The sequence below is a fragment of the Ochrobactrum sp. BTU2 genome (genome assembly GCF_024539785.1).
GTDB lineage: Bacteria > Pseudomonadota > Alphaproteobacteria > Rhizobiales > Rhizobiaceae > Brucella > Brucella anthropi.
Genome location: NZ_JAHWRG010000007.1, coordinates 128,051 through 143,005, shown reverse-complemented (window position 1 = coordinate 143,005; position 14,955 = coordinate 128,051). Strand labels below are relative to the sequence as shown.

Below are 14,955 nucleotides of genomic sequence, written 5' to 3'. Positions count from 1 at the left end.
CCCTTTATTCTTATCGTTTATGACCCGTGTCGAGCCGTCGTTCCATGAATATAGAGTATCGCGACATTGCGAAACAGAAAATCCAGAAAACGAAGCCCGCAAAGATGAGACCGGTGGCAGGCGTCTGTGGAGAAGCCCAATTGGCATCGGAAAAGTTCTGACGGACGATGCCCAACAGATCGAACATGCCGATGATGTAGACAAGGCTCGTATCCTTGAACAGACCGATGAAGGTGTTGACGATACCCGGAATGACAAGCTTCAGCGCCTGCGGCAGAACAATCAGTCCCGTTTTCTGCCAGTAGCTGAGACCCAGCGCATCCGCACCTTCATACTGCCCACGCGGGATAGCCTGAAGACCACCGCGCACCACTTCCGCCATATAGGCCGAAGCGAACAGCGCCACGCCGATGAGCGCACGCAGGAGCTTGTCGAAAGTCACGCCCGGCGGCAGGAACAAAGGCAGCATGACGCTGGCCATGAACAGCACCGTCACCAGCGGAACGCCGCGCACCATTTCGATGAAGATGATCGAGAAGGTCTTGATGACCGGCAGCTTTGAACGGCGTCCGAGCGCGAGCACGATACCAAGCGGCAGCGACACGGCGATACCGACAAAGGACAGCACAAGCGTGACCAGAAGCCCACCCCAAAGCGGCGTTTCCACATAAGGAAGGCCGAACCAGCCGCCGACCAGCAGGAAGAAGGCGACAATCGGGAACACGAAGAAGAACAGGATCGCATTGATAGCCTTCTTCGGGGCCTTCGGAATCAGCAGCGGCACCAGCAGGACGACGAAGATCAGCGCCGTCAGATTGACGCGCCAGCGTTCCGAAATCGGATAACGGCCATAGATGAACTGCTCGTATTTCGCGTTCACGAATGCCCAACAGGCGCCCGACCAGCCTTCCGGTTGCGTGCCGCCCTGCGCGACAGTCAGGCAGGCCGTGCGATCCGCACCCGTCCAAACGGCCTTGAAGAACAGCCACTCGATGATTGGCGGGAGGAACCACGCCACGGCCAGCAGGCCGAGAATGGTCAGCGCCGCATCGACAGGCGTTGCGAACAGATTGACGCGCAACCAGTGCGAAATGCCCTGCACGGAGCGTGGCGGCGCTTCGCCATCCACCATCTGCGAGCGGACATATTGGAGATCTGCGTTTTCCATTGTCACCTCTCCACCAGCGCCATCTTGGCATTGAACCAGTTCATCAGGCCGGACACAATCAGGCTGATGCCCAGGTAGATCACCATCCAGATCGCCACGACTTCGACCGATTGACCGGTCTGGTTGAGGATCGTGCCACCTACGGCGACAAGATCGGGATAGCCGATGGCAATGGCGAGCGACGAGTTCTTGATAAGATTGAGATACTGGCTCGAGAGCGGTGGAATGATGATGCGCAGCGCCTGCGGCACGATGATGAGACGCATCGTCTGGCCGGGACGAAGCCCGACTGCATAAGCCGCTTCGGTCTGCCCCTTGTTGACGCCCAGAACGCCGGCGCGAACCGTTTCAGCGATAAAGGACGCCGTATAGAAGGAAAGCGCCAGAAACAGAGCCAGAAACTCCGGCTTGATCTGTGCGCCGCCGGTCAGATTGAACGTTCCGAGCTTCGGCGAGTCGAACGAAACCGGAAAACCGGTCGCGATCAGCGCCAGTATCGGCAGGCCGATAATCAGGGCGGCGGACACGCGTATTGTGTGAAAGGACTGGCCGGTTGCCATCTGGCGGCGTTTTGCCCAACGCGCAACGATGATCGAAGCGACGATGCCGATGAGAAGCGCTACCGGCAGAAGCCACGCCCCCTCACCCCATATAGGAGATGGCATGAAGAAGCCGCGATTGTTCAGGTACGTGCCCAGCGGGAGCGCGAAGCTGTCGCGGGCCTGCGGCAGGACCGACAGAACGCCGAAATACCAGAAGAAGATGACGAGCAGCGGCGGAATATTGCGAAATATCTCCACATAGACCGTGCAGATCTTGCGGATCAGCCAGTTGCGCGAAAGACGGCCGATACCAACCAGAAACCCGATGATCGATGCCGTAATGACACCCAGCGCGGCAACGTAAAGCGTATTCACGAGGCCAACCAGAAAGGCCCGGCCATAGTTCGAATCGCTGTTGTACTGAATAAGCGTCTGGCTGATATCAAACCCGGCACGCCCATTGAGGAAGGCGAAACCGGACGCAATGTTTGCGCGCTGCAGATTGGTGATCGTGTTGCCGACAATCCAGTAGATCGCGCCAATGACCGCACCAAAAACAATGACCTGATAGAAGATGCCGCGAATCCGCGGATCGTACAGGAGCGAAGTTCCGCCGCTGTCCTGGCGACGTTCAGTTGCAGAATAGGAAGCCATATGTTTCCTGTGTCTCTCGGCTGGCTGCATCGACCTCAAACAGGAAAGGCTGACCGCATCTGCGGAGCAATTCCTGAAATCGAGACATCGAATGCCGAACCGTTCGGTCTTGCCATCCCCAATTCAGGCTCATCTCGAGCTTGCGGGCCTGCAAGACGCGGTTGAATTCCAAAAAGCAGCTTATCAGCGTTCAAATGCCCTCACGATGCGAGGCCAGTAGCAAACGGACAAACTGCAGAGCCGACAAATCCGGCGGGCGCTGCTGCACCCGCCGATGATCAGTCTGGAAAGAAGGGCCCGTTAGCGCACAGGGACGCCGTATTGCAGGCCGCCCTTGTTCCACTGGGCGTTGATGCCACGTGCAATCTTGAGCGGGCTGCTGGCGCCGATATTGCGCTCGAAGATTTCACCGTAATTGCCGACGCCCTTGACGATCTTCACCACCCAGTCATTGTCGAGACCGAGATCGGTACCGATCTTCGTGTCTGCTTCCACACCGAGAAGACGCTTGATATCCGGATTGTCGGACTTCTTCATCTCTTCGACATTGGCCTGCGTAATGCCGTATTCCTCAGCGTTGAGCAGCGCATTATGGGTCCAGCGAACGACGTCCGCCCACTTGGAATCGCCCTGACGAACGGTCAGACCGAATGGCTCCTTGGAGATGATTTCCGGCAAGATGACGTGATCATCCGGATTGGCAAGCGCCAGACGAACCCCGTAGAGGCTGGACTGGTCGGTCGTATAGGCGTCGCAACGACCGGAATCGTAAGCGGCGTTGGCTTCTTCGATCTTCTCGAAGACAACCGGGTTATATTCCATCTTGTTGGCGCGGAAATAGTCGGCCATGTTCAGCTCGGTCGTCGTACCGGCCTGAACGCAGATGGAAGCGCCGGAAAGCTGCAATGCGGAATTGATGCCCGACAGCTTCTTTGAATTGATCATGAAGCCCTGGCCATCAAAGTAGTTGATGCCAGCAAAATCAAGGCCAAGCGCAGTGTCGCGGCTGATCGTCCAAGTCGTATTACGGATCAGGACGTCCACTTCACCCGACTGCAGGGCTGTAAAACGCTCCTTGGCGTTCAGCGGCGTGAACTTCACCTTGGTTGGATCGCCGAAAATCGCAGAAGCCACAGCGCGGCAATAGTCTACGTCAAAGCCGGACCACTCGCCCTTGTCGTTGGGCGAAGCAAAGCCGAGAAGACCCGTATTAACGCCGCACTGCAGAAAACCTTTCGCCTTCACATCGGAAAGCGTATCCGCGGATGCTCCCGAAGCTACGCTAAACAGCGCCGCCGCACCCAATACACCCGTCATAAGAGTTTTTTTCATCTGGCCTGCAACCTTTTGTTCCCTGGAGAGCGCTGAACCCTTGGCTCAAGCGTCTCTTGTTGCTTTATTTTTGCATAAACCCGTCGGAAAAGCCGTGTGACCTCCCAAGCCCATGCCCATACAGCAGGCTGCCCCTCGCCCGAGACCGCTTTCCGGTCTTCGATTCTTGTTTTTGAGCGCAGTGACAAACCTGCCGCCTTCACGGGTCTTATCGAAGGCGAAAAATTGCCTTTGGTCAAGGCAATAACGCAGCCCGGCGAGCTGGCCTCCAAAAAAGATGAGGGGGAAATATTTGAAAATTTACACGATTTCCCGATTTCTGGGTAGAAACCCTCTCCAGAGAAGATCATGTCGCAACCAGTTGGAATACGGCATTATAACTCAATTAATACAATTGGTTAAATTTGACTACCACCCTAGATGGGCAATGCCGAGAGCAACTCCTGATAGAAATCAGACGCGCGGCATCGCGCTTTCACCATCCAAAGAAAAAATAATATTTCGCGTCGCCATATAGCGGGCAACCCACCATGTCGCCACGAATCCGATCGTCAGACCGGCTACGATGTCGGTCGGATAGTGCGCGCCCGCGGCAAGCCTGCTGATCCCGAAGAGAAAACATGCCGGGGCTGTAAGGACGCGCCAGCGCGGCAGGAATATCCAAAGCGAGACCATCATGATGCCAGCCATCATAGAGTGACCTGACGGGAAGCTTTCATAAAGAAACTGGCCTTTGAACGGTGAGAAATAGGCTGCGCCCACGTCATCGAGCAGGAACGGGCGCGCCCGACCGATGGCGAGTTTACCGATTTCAGTCGGGATGCTCCCCACAACAATCGACGTCAGCACCAGCGTTGCCCAGCTATGGAGTTTCACGAACCATGGTCTGGCACTATCACGCAGTTTTGGCGAAAGCAGTATCGCTGTGACGAGCCAGACGACAATGCCGATTGCCAGCCAGACGATAGTGCGAATCGCATCCGTAACCGCACGCAGGAATTCCATGATAAAGTTGGTGCTCTGCGCCGTGACGCGAACGATGTCAGCATCCCACAGATGCAGCACGAGGATAATGAACGGCAGAAGCACCACAATTGCGGTCATTTCAAGCGTCCATGAGGATGGCGCCCCCTTGTAAGCCGGGCGCAAAAGAGCTCGAAGAAGTTCCAGCGCCGCGCGAAAGGGATATAGAAAAATGCTTCCCGTGCCTGACGCCATCATAATAGAAATACCCTTTCAAAAGCTTCTTACGCAATAAATTGCACGCGAGGTTGCATCCGGAACGCGCGCATCCTATCCAAGTATTCAAAGTTTCCGCCGCAAACGGAATCGCAGATCTTTTTGCCGCAGCCGACCTTGATGCGACCCGGCAGAATCCTCTTGTTCGAGAATCGGTGGGCGAGAATCAGTGGGATAGCATGCAACATGGTCTGGAGGCATTTTCGTGACTAAGCAGCAGGGCAAGACAGAGAAGCTGGGTATAAACACACGGCTGGCTCACGATGGTTATCAGCCGCGCGATTATCATGGCTTCGTCAATCCGCCCGTTGTCCGCGCCTCCACCGTGCTTTTCCCGGATGCAGAGACGATGGCAACCGGTGGCCAGAAATACACTTATGGCACGCGTGGCACACCGACCAGCGATGCGCTTTGCGCTGCCATTGATGCGCTGGAAGGTTCGGCAGGTACGGTCTGCGTCCCGTCCGGTCTTGCCGCTGTTACCGTTCCGCTTCTCGCCTTCCTCTCGCCCGGCGATCACGTGCTGTTTGTCGATTCGATCTACAATCCGACGCGTCATTTTGCCGATACGATCCTGAAGCGCATGGGCGTGGAAGTCGAATATTACGATCCGGAGATCGGTTCCGGCATTGCAAAGCTGATGCGCCCGAACACCAAGGTCGTGTTCACGGAATCACCGGCGTCGAACACGTTTGAAATGCAGGATATTCCGGCCATCGTTGAAGAAACGCACAAGGGCGGCGCCATCGTCATGATGGACAATACCTGGGCCACCCCGCTTTACTTCAAGGCGCTCGATTTCGGCGTGGACATTACCATCCATGCCTCGACCAAATATCCGTCCGGCCACTCCGATATTCTGTTTGGCACGATTTCGGCCAATGAAAAATGCTGGCCGCAGCTTCTGGAAACGCACGGAACGCTTGGACTGTGCACATCGGCTGACGACACCTACCAGATCCTGCGCGGCATGCGCACGATGGGCGTGCGGCTGGAACATCACCGCAAGAGCGCACTGGACGTCGCCCGTTGGCTTGAAAGCCACCCGGCCGTCGACCGGGTTCTGCATCCGGCACTGGAAAGCCATCCGGGTCATGAAATCTGGAAGCGGGACTTCTCCGGTTCTGCCGGCATTTTCTCCATCGTGCTCGCCAGCGGCGGGCAGAAGGAAGCCCATGCTTTCCTCGATGCGCTTGAGATTTTCGGCCTCGGTTATTCCTGGGGCGGCTATGAAAGCCTCGCAGTTCATGTCCGCCTCGATGACCGCACCGTGGCCAAGGGCGACTATCCGGGCCCGGTGATCCGCCTGCAGATTGGTCTGGAAGACGTGCCGGACCTCATTGCAGACCTCGAAAAGGGGTTTGCGGCGATCTAAGCCGGTTTTGCAGCGGCCATCTTGCGGGACCGCGCGCGGATCGTTTTCTTTGCCGCCTTCAAGGGCTTCGGTTCGATTTCAGAGAGGCCTTCCACGACGGCCTCTATCATGGTGCAGGCGACGAAATCCGCCTGCATTTCTTCCCGCAACGCCTTCCGGTCAACGGATCGTGCTTCGCTCGGATCGTGCCACAGCACCACGCCAATGCGCAGAGAGGGCCGCAGACGTCGCAGACGACGTACGGCAAAGCGGGCGTGACGCGCCGCCTGCTGATCCAGAAAGCAGATTATCAGCGTATCCCTGCCGGAAAGATCCAGCGCCCTGAGATTGGCGGGCTTGAGCGCATCATGCACGACGGCTTCTGCCGACGCGCCCTGCACGGCAAGCACCTGCGCCAGCATGATCGCAGCCGTGTCGTCGAGCCCCTTCCGTCCCCCGAATGTCAGCAGCGACCGGCCTTCGCCGGAGGGAAGTTCCAGATCGGATGCGCTGCCATCGCCATCGGGATTCTCAATCGCGATCTCTTCGTCGTCACCCTCCTCCTCGCTCGCAATCTGCTCCAGATTGGCCACCAGCGTCTTCGTGCTTTCGTCAACGATCTGCAATTGCGGCTCGGTCAGAACACCGCGCAGACGGTCCCGCTCCGCCATCAGGAGCGCCGGGATCGCGACCGAACCGTAAAACTCGACCAGATATTTCCGTTCCAGCATTTCCTCGGCATTATCCGTGGCCTCATCCGGGTCTCCGGCCAGGAGGCGTTGATAGAGACGTTCCTTCGGATCGAGTACAGGCTCGTTGCCGAACAGGATTTCCAGAAACTCGAATTGCGGCACATGACGCCCCAGCACCACGAGACAGACCGTCAGAGGCGTCGACAAGACCAGCCCGACCGGGCCCCAGAGCCAAGTCCAGAAAATGGCCGAAACGATGATTGCAAGCGGCGAAAGGCCGGTGCGCGAGCCATAGAGCCAAGGCTCGATCACATTGTTTATAAGAAGCTCAATGATGACGAAGAGCCCGATTGTCCAGAGGAGCAGGCTCCAGCCGGGTGCAACTGCAAAGGCAAGGAACAGCGGCAGGATCGCTGCGATAACCGGGCCGATATAGGGAACGAACCGCAAAACGATTGCCAGCATTCCCCATAGAGCTGCATTCGGAATACCCAAAATCCAAAGCCCGAAAGCGAGTGGCACTCCATAGGTAATATTCACCACAAGCTGCGTCAGCAGATATTGTCCAACCCGCTTTCCCGCATCCTGCAACGCTTCGGTCGTGCGGTGAAGATCGCCATAGCCGACCAGCCTTATGAAGCGATCCCGCAGCTCCTCCCGTTCGAGCAGCATGAAAATCACCACAACCACGACGAGACCTGTCGTCGCCAGCGGACCGACGAGCGGTTCGATTATGCTCCGGAGCGTTTCAACCGGATGGCGCGGCGCGAATATCTGGACGAGCAGCGGCTTTTCCTCCGGCTGATCCGAAGGCAGCGCCTGTGTTTTCTGTTCCGGCCTGTTGATTTCCGTGCCTATGCGCTCGGCAAAGCGGTTGAGCCTGTCAAAGAAACTGTTGTCTGAGCTCGCTTCCTTGAGTGTCCTGATCTTCTCGATGATGTTGTACTGATAGATTGAAATATTCTGCCCGACCTCAGAAACCTGAAAGGCAACGACCGCGCTGAAGACTGCGACGATCAGAAAGCCGCCGGCCACACTTGTAATCACCGCGAACAGGCGTGGAAGCCCGGCCCTGCGCAGAAAGGCGACAATCGGCGCAAGCGCAAATGTCAGCAGCACCGCTATGGCAAGAGGCAGAAAAACGTCTTTTGCAAAATAGAGAATGGCAACGGCGACAGCCATTGCCGCCAGGGTCGGCAGACGTGGCGGCGCCGACGTGATCGGACGCACCGCAGAATCCGGATTGTCGATAATCTCCATAAACCCCTCTTTAGCCGTGTTGTGACCTTCGGCTTGTTAGCCGCAATAACTGAACAGGAGGGCGTTCGGTTCCATATTCCACCGGACCAGAGAACAAATTAAATTAGTAATTACTAATAATAATATTGCTCGGAACATAATGGTTTCTATTGAAGAAAATATTAATATAATTAAAATATCGATCTTATCCAGACTACCGCAAGTACTGGAAATTTTGGGGACGTGCCTTGTCGTTGACGCCAATGAATAGCTTCTTTAACCGCAGTTTATACAAATATCTTCTAATTCTACTCTTGGTGGCATTCTCGTCAGCGTCTTATGCGCAGCAAGCACCCAAGCCGGTACAGGTTGGCGTTTATGTGAGTGAGCCTTTCGTCAACAAGCAGGGCAATGCCTATTCCGGCATGGCTATCGATATATGGCAGGATATTGCCGCACGCATGAACCTTGTTTCGCAATATGTGGAGTATCCGAACTACACCGAACTCGTAAAAGCCGTGTCAGAAGGTAAAGTCGAAGCCGCCGTAACCAATCTGACAATCACGGAACAGCGTGCCGAGATCGTGGATTTCACCCATCCATGGTTCGATGCTGGCTTGCGTATCATGGTGCATACCCAAGCAGGAAGCGGCTGGGACGATCTCATCAGCCGCCTCGATGATGCGGGGCATCTGGCGACCTATGCCTGGATCCTCGGCATTCTCGTTGCGGCCACGGTATTGCTGACGATCTTCGACAGGCGTTTTGATGAAGGCTTTCCGAAACGCTGGCGCGAGGGACTGGCAGAGAGTTTCTATCACGTGGTTTCCATTGCGACGTCTGGCAAAACTTCACGCAAAAACCTGTTCGGTTGGATGGGACGCATCTGGCAGACATTCTGGATGGTGTTTGGCATAGCGATAATCGCGTACATGACCTCGTCGATTACGAGTGTCATGACCGTCGCCCATATCGACAATAATATTTCCAGCCTTTCTGATCTGCAGGGGAAATCCGTTGGTGTGCGAGCAGGCAGCGTCGCAGAACAGTTTCTGAGGTCGCGTTCTATCGCGACCGTTCCTTTCGATCACATGCCCGAAGCGGTAAACGCACTGGTCAGCGATGAAATTGCGGCAATCGTCGGTGACGGGCCGGTTCTGGAATATTACGCCCACCAGCACGCCGACCAGCCTGTCGATCTGGTAGGCACTGTATTCAGCCCGGACAAATATGGTTTTGCCTTTCCGCGCCATAGCGAGCTCGTCAAACCGGCCAGTGTAGCGATCATCAGCGCTCATGAGAGTGAAGAGGTCGCCAAGCTGAAAGCCAAATATTTTGGCCCCGAGAACTGACATTGCAGACATAGAAAAGGCGGCCATTGGCCGCCTTTCTTGTGCAGATTATTTACCGGCCCGCCACGATGGACGAAATGATACCGGTTGCGATGCTGATCAACATATAATCGTTGTTGACCTTGACCCAGTGATAGCCGCGTGGCGGCTTGCGCAGCTTGTAGCCAGAATAGTTGTTCACGACGTGGCCGCGGTAGTTTGGTGGCAGACGGTTGCCCTTCTTCCAGCTCTGGTGACGGCGATTGTCATATTTACGCGCATCATATTTCGGACCGCCTTTGTACGTCTGGCTATGAGACGGCTTACCCTGTTGCGACGGATAAGGCTGAGCCATCGCAGCGGGAGCTGCAAGAAAGGAAAAGGCAGTAAGAGCAATAACGATCGGCTTCATATCGGCTTCCTTTTTTTATTCGATGTAAGGAAAATGCGCTCGCCAACGTGAACGCAAAGTGAATACTCCCATTAAATAAATTTAATGATTTCATACGATTAGTTTTTATCAAAGCGCATCATGTCCAATCAAAACAGGATCAGAAATCAGTCCAGCGAACTGATTTCCTTGTGTAGGCGCGTCGCACTTTTCGGGATGCGCTCCAGCTCAAAGCCATTATCTTGCGTTTCCCATCCGACTAAAATGCGCTAGGTAGAACCCAAATTCGTACGCACCTCTCAATGAGGTAAGTGTCAAAGGACTACATCATGATGAACTGGGTTTTCATTCTGCAAGGCGTTATCGCGTTCGGACTGGCTGGACTGGCGATTGCGGTCATCCTTCGCCATCGTCGCCACTGACGCTGTTTCGATCTGCGATATTTTTGCGTCGGGCCTGCAGGTTCGAACGCAACCGATCATGAAATCAATCGTTTAAGCTTAGTCTGATATTTCTCAGGAGGAGACAGTGATGCGGAAAGTGGCGCTTGGTTTGGTGGCCCTGCTCGCAATAACGGGCTGCACAACTACGGAAAAAGATATTTCCATCGGCACCGGCGCAGGTGCCATCATTGGCGGCATTGCTGGCGGCGGACGTGGCGCGCTGATCGGCGCAGGTGCGGGCGCATTGGGCGGTCTTCTGGTGCGTGAACTGCGTAACGGCAACTGCCAATATCGCGACCGTCATGGCCGCATGTATGTGGCTCGCTGCAGACGATAGTTCCAGCAATCCGCAAAGATCCTCGAAAGCGCCGGTTTTCCGGCGCTTTTTGTTATTCTGCACGCCCGACCTGTCTGCCCTGATTGGAACCTTCGCCCATCGATGTCGTTTTATAGACAATAGAGACAGTTCAGGGAGAACTCCGATGAAGCTTGCTCTCAAAGCCGCCCTTGTTGCCTTGGGCGTATTTGCGGCGGGCGCAGCGCAGGCGGCGAACGCCATATCCACCACCAATCTCAATATTCGAACAGGCCCCGGCACGCGCTATGCGACGCTGGGTTCCATACCCAGTGGAGCGCCTTTGACCGTGCGTGGCTGCACATCCGGTTATGGCTGGTGTCAGGTCAGCTACGGCCCGACTTATGGCTGGGCATCGTCGCGCTATCTGGCATTTCGCGAGGGAACATCAGGTGGTTACTCCGATGATTTCGGTCGAACAGCTGCGCTCATCGGCATTCCGCTTATCGCTGGCGTTGCCATAGGCTCTGCTCTCAATGACCGGGATGACTATTGGTATCGTGATCGTCGCTACTATCGCGACAGACATTGGGATCGCCGTGGATGGCGTGATCGTCCAGGCTGGCACGGGAATGACCGGCCACGTGTCTATATGAGGCACCGCGTTCCCGACGGTCCACACGGACAATAACGGACATCCGAACAGAAATTGAAACGCCGCGAAGTGCTCGCGGCGTTCTGTCTTTGCTGGAAGCCTCGTACCGCGCCCTATTGTGTTTTCAGGTAAACTTCGTGCCAGAGAGTGACAAGGTCAGCTTCATCGAATTTCAAAAGCAGCATCGCTTCGAATTGATCCGTCGTTTCATCAAGACGCACAACTGTAGCGGTCATTGCCAGAACGGCTGAGTTTCCTTCCGCCACAACGTCTTGCACATCGTAGTCGATGGAATGGATGGTGCTGCGGAAACCATTCAGAAAGGCCAGATAATTGGCATGATTGGCAGGATGGACGCGTCCATTGGCCTTGACGACGAACTGGTCTGCGAATTTCTCCGCTATGATTACCTCGGTAAGTGCTCCGCCTTGAGCCAGATGCTTTCGATTCCAATCCAAAAGGCCCAAGGCCAGTTGTGCCGTGGTTTGCTTGTGCAAGATGGCCTCCACGTCGGTTGCAATAACGCGCTCCTCTGTCAGGCCTTTGCAATATGCTCAAGACCGAGCCTGTGCTTTTGGCCTTCTTGCAGCTTAAATTGGCCCGATATCGATATTCATTGCCTTTGTCGCTTCGTGAAGATCGTCAGTGCCAGGCCGATTAAAACAAGTGTGACACCGGCAGCGAAATACCACCCCATCGTATCGCCAAACATGATCGACGAAGCCATGACCCCGAAGACAGGCTGCAGATACTGAACACTGGCAGCCGTTCTGGCCGGAACCGTCCGCAGGAGATGAAGCCAGAGGAAAAAACCAGCAACGCTAACAATGAAACCAAGATAGATCGCTGAAACGATTGCAACATAATTGAGCTGAAAATCGACGGTCGAGATTTCCCATCCGGCAAACGGCAAGAGTGCCAGCAAGCCGAACCAAGTGCTCCATGCGACAACTGTGGCTGTCCCGTACTGAACCGTGAGCTGAACGCTCCACACATAATAGAAGGCGATAGCGACTGCCGACAGCAGCAGGAAGCTTGCACCGACGAGACTGTTTTGCGTTCCAACCGCAGACGGATCGCCCTTTTCCAGAGCGACCAGACCGATTCCCACAAAGGCGGCAAACAGTCCGAGCATCTGCACGCCTGAAACGGCCTGCTTCAGGCGAAGGGCTGCAAAAACGACGACAAACAGCGGAATGGTAGCGGAAATAATCGTTCCGACTGATGCCGATGTGCCGGCAACACCCAATGTCTGTGAAACCTGACCAATGCCGATGCCCAGAACACCCAACCCTGCCAGTCTGGGAAAAGCCTTGAGTGGAAGTCTTTGTTTGCCCAGAACGAAGAGCAGCAGAAGCGGAACAGCTATGCCAAACCGCAATGCGGTCAGCGTCAGCGGCGGCATTGTCTGGAGTCCGAGCTTGGTCACCGGAATGGACAAGCCCCACATCACCGCGAGGCCGAGCATGGCGGAAAGGCTTTTGAACGAGGAGGCAACACCCGGTTGCATTGTGGCTTCTGATTGCATCGCTGTTTCAGTCTAGACGAGGAAGGGAACCGTTGCGCCAATGGCAGATGAAGGACCTTTCGCAAATGGCATGGGGCATCCTGACCAGCCTTTCAGCACGCCATGCGTGATCTTTGCGACTCCATTCAGACCGAATACCAAAGGCATGTCGATTGATGTCTTGGGAATAAGAACCACGTTTTGAGTCGCATTCTCCTGCTTTTCAATGTGCGCAGGCTTCAATTATCGGCTTTCATAATCTGACGACAATCGATTTGTTTTCACTCGATGCGTGATTTATATTCACATATATGTTGCAGCAATTACCGCCTCTACAAACACTCAAAGCTTTTGAAGCCACAGCGCGCAGATTAAGCATGACGCTGGCTGCGGAAGAACTATGCCTCACTCACGGAGCCGTCAGCCGTCAGATCAAAACACTGGAAGACGATCTCGGCATCCGTCTGTTCCACCGGATGACCCGAAAGATCGAGCTGACCGAAGAGGGTTCCTTGTTCTTCAGCGCGGTAACCCGCCTGCTGGCTGAATTATCGAGAGAAGCCGAAACCCTGAGACAGAAATCCGACGACACACAGCTGGTGGTAAGCACGGGCGTATCATTTGCCAGCAAGTGGCTTACCCAGCGGCTTCATCGTCTGGTTGCGCGCTATCCGGAATTCGATATCCAGCTGGAGGTGACCGACGCCGACCTCGACTTCACGCGCGGGAAAGTTGATGCCGCCATACGCTACGGGACCGGGCATTATGCGGGCGCCTCCTCCGAACGGATCATGAATGAGACCGTATCGCCGGTATGCTCGCCCTTGTATCTGGAACGTGTCGCCGTCATATCCTCGCCTCGCGACCTGTTGCAGTGCCAGCTTCTTCACGAAAACGGTTTGAAAGCGAATTGGCAGAACTGGTTCGCTTTGGCGGGAATGCCTGCGATCCAGACACGAGGGCAAGGTTTCAGCCATGGGAGCATGGCCATTGATGCCGCCATCAGGGGAGAAGGCATAGCCCTTGGCCGGAGCGTCCTGATTTCCGAGGACCTCGCAGCGAGCCGCTTGGTTGAGCTCTTCCCGGAATGCCAGCTCGATGTCGAGTATGGCTACGATCTCGTATTCGCCCCATGCAAAGAAGCGCACCCCAAAGTGCAGGCAGTCCGCGCCTGGTTGGCGGATGAAATGCGTTGATACAGCTAGCCCCAGAACAGCGATCTGGCGAAATAATCGATAAGCGTGGGGGGTGGCGATCCCGACAGGATTCGAACCTGTGACATTCAGCTTAGAAGGCTGACGCTCTATCCAACTGAGCTACGGGACCTCGCCTTTCGAAAAGACCGAAGATATTTCAATGCACACAGGGCTTTGCCAGCAAAGCCCTGCCGAATTATCGCATTGCCCGGCCTGAAACAAGTGTCAGGCTAAACAGGCAATCAATGCGTCTCAATGCGTCCAGGGCATCGTCCGGTCGAAGCGGAAATTGTCCGAGTAGGAAACCTTGCGGCGCTTCGGCTCATTCGGTTCCGTAATGCGATAGGCAATGCCATTGCGCTTTGCATAATCGACTGCTTCTTCCTGCGTGGCGAAGAACAGACGAATCTGGCTCTTCATATCACCTGAAGAAGTGTAGCCCATCAAAGGCTCGACCATACGCGGGCTTTCCGGTTCATATTCCAGAAGCCATTGGTCTGTCTTAGCCTGACCGGACTGCATTGCAGTCTTAGCTGGACGGTAAATACGTGCAACCATTTGAAGAACCCTGAACTACTCTCTTGCCCCGCTGGGGGAGCTGAAAATCCACCAAGCCAATAGTTTACACGGGAATGCATGTCAACGCGATAAAGACGCACGCCACAGCCTGTGCCGGGGCGTTCATATATCGACCATTTCAAATCTTGGGGAAGATGGTCGGAGCGGCAGGATTCGAACCTGCGACCCCCTGATCCCAAATCAGGTGCGCTACCAGACTGCGCTACGCTCCGTCGCTTTCAAGCGGTGCCGCTTCACTAGATAATCCAAAGAGATAAAGCAAGAGGCAAATTTGCCAGTTTGTGTTTTTTCCATTCAATAAAAACAGGATGGCGCATTTTTGTGGTCATCATGTTCTG

15 protein-coding genes and 2 tRNA genes are annotated in these 14,955 nt (G+C 55.1%); 6 read left to right on the top strand and 11 right to left on the bottom strand.

Annotated features, from left to right (window positions below; genetic code table 11):
* Positions 1 to 10 precede the first annotated feature (10 nt).
* From KWJ32_RS20350 to KWJ32_RS20340, 3 genes are all read right to left on the bottom strand, one after another.
* A complete protein-coding gene (locus KWJ32_RS20350; protein ID WP_010661064.1) occupies positions 11 to 1,168 on the bottom strand; it encodes an amino acid ABC transporter permease in 1,158 nt (385 codons plus the stop codon).
* 2 nt (positions 1,169 to 1,170) lie between these two features.
* Positions 1,171 to 2,364, bottom strand: a complete 1,194-nt coding sequence (locus KWJ32_RS20345; protein ID WP_036580041.1) for an amino acid ABC transporter permease — start codon at positions 2,362 to 2,364, stop codon at positions 1,171 to 1,173.
* A gap of 300 nt (positions 2,365 to 2,664) precedes the next feature.
* A complete protein-coding gene (locus KWJ32_RS20340; protein WP_010661062.1) occupies positions 2,665 to 3,696 on the bottom strand; it encodes an amino acid ABC transporter substrate-binding protein in 1,032 nt (343 codons plus the stop codon).
* A 96-nt stretch (positions 3,697 to 3,792) separates the two neighbouring features.
* On the opposite strand from KWJ32_RS20340, the gene KWJ32_RS20335 reads away from it, so the two are divergent.
* Positions 3,793 to 4,023 (top strand): hypothetical protein, encoded by a 231-nt coding sequence (locus KWJ32_RS20335; protein ID WP_010661061.1) that lies wholly within the window; start codon positions 3,793 to 3,795, stop codon positions 4,021 to 4,023.
* Between the two features lie 126 nt (positions 4,024 to 4,149).
* On the opposite strand, the gene lpxE is transcribed toward KWJ32_RS20335, so the two are convergent.
* Positions 4,150 to 4,917 carry a lipid A 1-phosphatase LpxE gene (gene lpxE, locus KWJ32_RS20330; protein ID WP_029925152.1) on the bottom strand — a complete coding sequence of 256 codons (768 nt, stop codon included), beginning with the start codon at positions 4,915 to 4,917 and terminating at the stop codon, positions 4,150 to 4,152.
* A gap of 223 nt (positions 4,918 to 5,140) precedes the next feature.
* Between lpxE and KWJ32_RS20325 the strand changes: the two genes are divergently transcribed.
* A complete protein-coding gene (locus KWJ32_RS20325) occupies positions 5,141 to 6,310 on the top strand; it encodes a cystathionine beta-lyase (RefSeq protein ID WP_151663874.1) in 1,170 nt (389 codons plus the stop codon).
* Here KWJ32_RS20325 and KWJ32_RS20320 read toward each other — a convergent pair.
* On the bottom strand, positions 6,307 to 8,241 hold the full coding sequence (locus KWJ32_RS20320) for an AI-2E family transporter (protein WP_256886205.1): 1,935 nt from the start codon (positions 8,239 to 8,241) through the stop codon (positions 6,307 to 6,309). The two genes, KWJ32_RS20325 and KWJ32_RS20320, sit on opposite strands and share 4 nt — an antisense overlap.
* Before the next feature lie 227 nt (positions 8,242 to 8,468).
* Between KWJ32_RS20320 and KWJ32_RS20315 the strand changes: the two genes are divergently transcribed.
* Complete coding sequence (locus tag KWJ32_RS20315; protein WP_125334988.1) at positions 8,469 to 9,572, top strand: transporter substrate-binding domain-containing protein; 1,104 nt, start codon at positions 8,469 to 8,471, stop codon at positions 9,570 to 9,572.
* Between the two features lie 52 nt (positions 9,573 to 9,624).
* Here KWJ32_RS20315 and KWJ32_RS20310 read toward each other — a convergent pair whose 3' ends face one another.
* On the bottom strand, positions 9,625 to 9,963 hold the full coding sequence (locus KWJ32_RS20310) for an RcnB family protein (protein ID WP_151662804.1): 339 nt from the start codon (positions 9,961 to 9,963) through the stop codon (positions 9,625 to 9,627).
* Positions 9,964 to 10,473: 510 nt separating this feature from the next.
* Here KWJ32_RS20310 and KWJ32_RS20305 point away from each other — a divergent pair.
* A complete protein-coding gene (locus KWJ32_RS20305; RefSeq protein WP_012092366.1) occupies positions 10,474 to 10,722 on the top strand; it encodes a YMGG-like glycine zipper-containing protein in 249 nt (82 codons plus the stop codon).
* Between the two features lie 145 nt (positions 10,723 to 10,867).
* Positions 10,868 to 11,371 (top strand): SH3 domain-containing protein, encoded by a 504-nt coding sequence (locus KWJ32_RS20300; RefSeq protein ID WP_012092367.1) that lies wholly within the window; start codon positions 10,868 to 10,870, stop codon positions 11,369 to 11,371.
* 77 nt (positions 11,372 to 11,448) lie between these two features.
* Here the strand turns inward: KWJ32_RS20300 and KWJ32_RS20295 are convergent, their stop codons facing one another.
* Positions 11,449 to 11,832 carry a nuclear transport factor 2 family protein gene (locus tag KWJ32_RS20295; RefSeq protein ID WP_235823003.1) on the bottom strand — a complete coding sequence of 128 codons (384 nt, stop codon included), beginning with the start codon at positions 11,830 to 11,832 and terminating at the stop codon, positions 11,449 to 11,451.
* A gap of 116 nt (positions 11,833 to 11,948) precedes the next feature.
* Complete coding sequence (locus KWJ32_RS20290) at positions 11,949 to 12,845, bottom strand: DMT family transporter (protein ID WP_256886204.1); 897 nt, start codon at positions 12,843 to 12,845, stop codon at positions 11,949 to 11,951.
* 308 nt (positions 12,846 to 13,153) lie between these two features.
* Here KWJ32_RS20290 and gcvA point away from each other — a divergent pair, with 308 nt between their 5' ends.
* Positions 13,154 to 14,038, top strand: coding sequence for a transcriptional regulator GcvA (gene gcvA / locus KWJ32_RS20285; RefSeq protein ID WP_256886203.1), 885 nt, complete (start codon positions 13,154 to 13,156; stop codon positions 14,036 to 14,038).
* A gap of 53 nt (positions 14,039 to 14,091) precedes the next feature.
* Here gcvA and KWJ32_RS20280 read toward each other — a convergent pair.
* The 3 genes from KWJ32_RS20280 to KWJ32_RS20270 form a co-directional block, all read right to left on the bottom strand.
* A tRNA-Arg gene (locus tag KWJ32_RS20280) sits at positions 14,092 to 14,168 on the bottom strand.
* Between the two features lie 122 nt (positions 14,169 to 14,290).
* Positions 14,291 to 14,596, bottom strand: coding sequence for an ETC complex I subunit (locus tag KWJ32_RS20275; RefSeq protein WP_010661699.1), 306 nt, complete (start codon positions 14,594 to 14,596; stop codon positions 14,291 to 14,293).
* Positions 14,597 to 14,752: 156 nt separating this feature from the next.
* Positions 14,753 to 14,829: transfer RNA gene (locus KWJ32_RS20270), tRNA-Pro, on the bottom strand.
* Positions 14,830 to 14,955 lie beyond the last annotated feature (126 nt).

What these genes read in the sequence shown, in the direction of transcription:
- gcvA (WP_256886203.1), top strand. Translation starts at nt 13,154, where the DNA reads ATGTTGCAGCAATTACCGCCTCTACAAACACTCAAAGCTTTTGAAGCC.
- KWJ32_RS20305 (WP_012092366.1), top strand. Translation starts at nt 10,474, where the DNA reads ATGCGGAAAGTGGCGCTTGGTTTGGTGGCCCTGCTCGCAATAACGGGC.
- KWJ32_RS20340 (WP_010661062.1), bottom strand. Translation starts at nt 3,696, where the DNA reads ATGAAAAAAACTCTTATGACGGGTGTATTGGGTGCGGCGGCGCTGTTT.
- KWJ32_RS20290 (WP_256886204.1), bottom strand. Translation starts at nt 12,845, where the DNA reads ATGCAACCGGGTGTTGCCTCCTCGTTCAAAAGCCTTTCCGCCATGCTC.
- KWJ32_RS20275 (WP_010661699.1), bottom strand. Translation starts at nt 14,596, where the DNA reads ATGGTTGCACGTATTTACCGTCCAGCTAAGACTGCAATGCAGTCCGGT.
- KWJ32_RS20300 (WP_012092367.1), top strand. Translation starts at nt 10,868, where the DNA reads ATGAAGCTTGCTCTCAAAGCCGCCCTTGTTGCCTTGGGCGTATTTGCG.
- KWJ32_RS20350 (WP_010661064.1), bottom strand. Translation starts at nt 1,168, where the DNA reads ATGGAAAACGCAGATCTCCAATATGTCCGCTCGCAGATGGTGGATGGC.
- KWJ32_RS20320 (WP_256886205.1), bottom strand. Translation starts at nt 8,241, where the DNA reads ATGGAGATTATCGACAATCCGGATTCTGCGGTGCGTCCGATCACGTCG.
- KWJ32_RS20310 (WP_151662804.1), bottom strand. Translation starts at nt 9,963, where the DNA reads ATGAAGCCGATCGTTATTGCTCTTACTGCCTTTTCCTTTCTTGCAGCT.
- lpxE (WP_029925152.1), bottom strand. Translation starts at nt 4,917, where the DNA reads ATGATGGCGTCAGGCACGGGAAGCATTTTTCTATATCCCTTTCGCGCG.
- KWJ32_RS20345 (WP_036580041.1), bottom strand. Translation starts at nt 2,364, where the DNA reads ATGGCTTCCTATTCTGCAACTGAACGTCGCCAGGACAGCGGCGGAACT.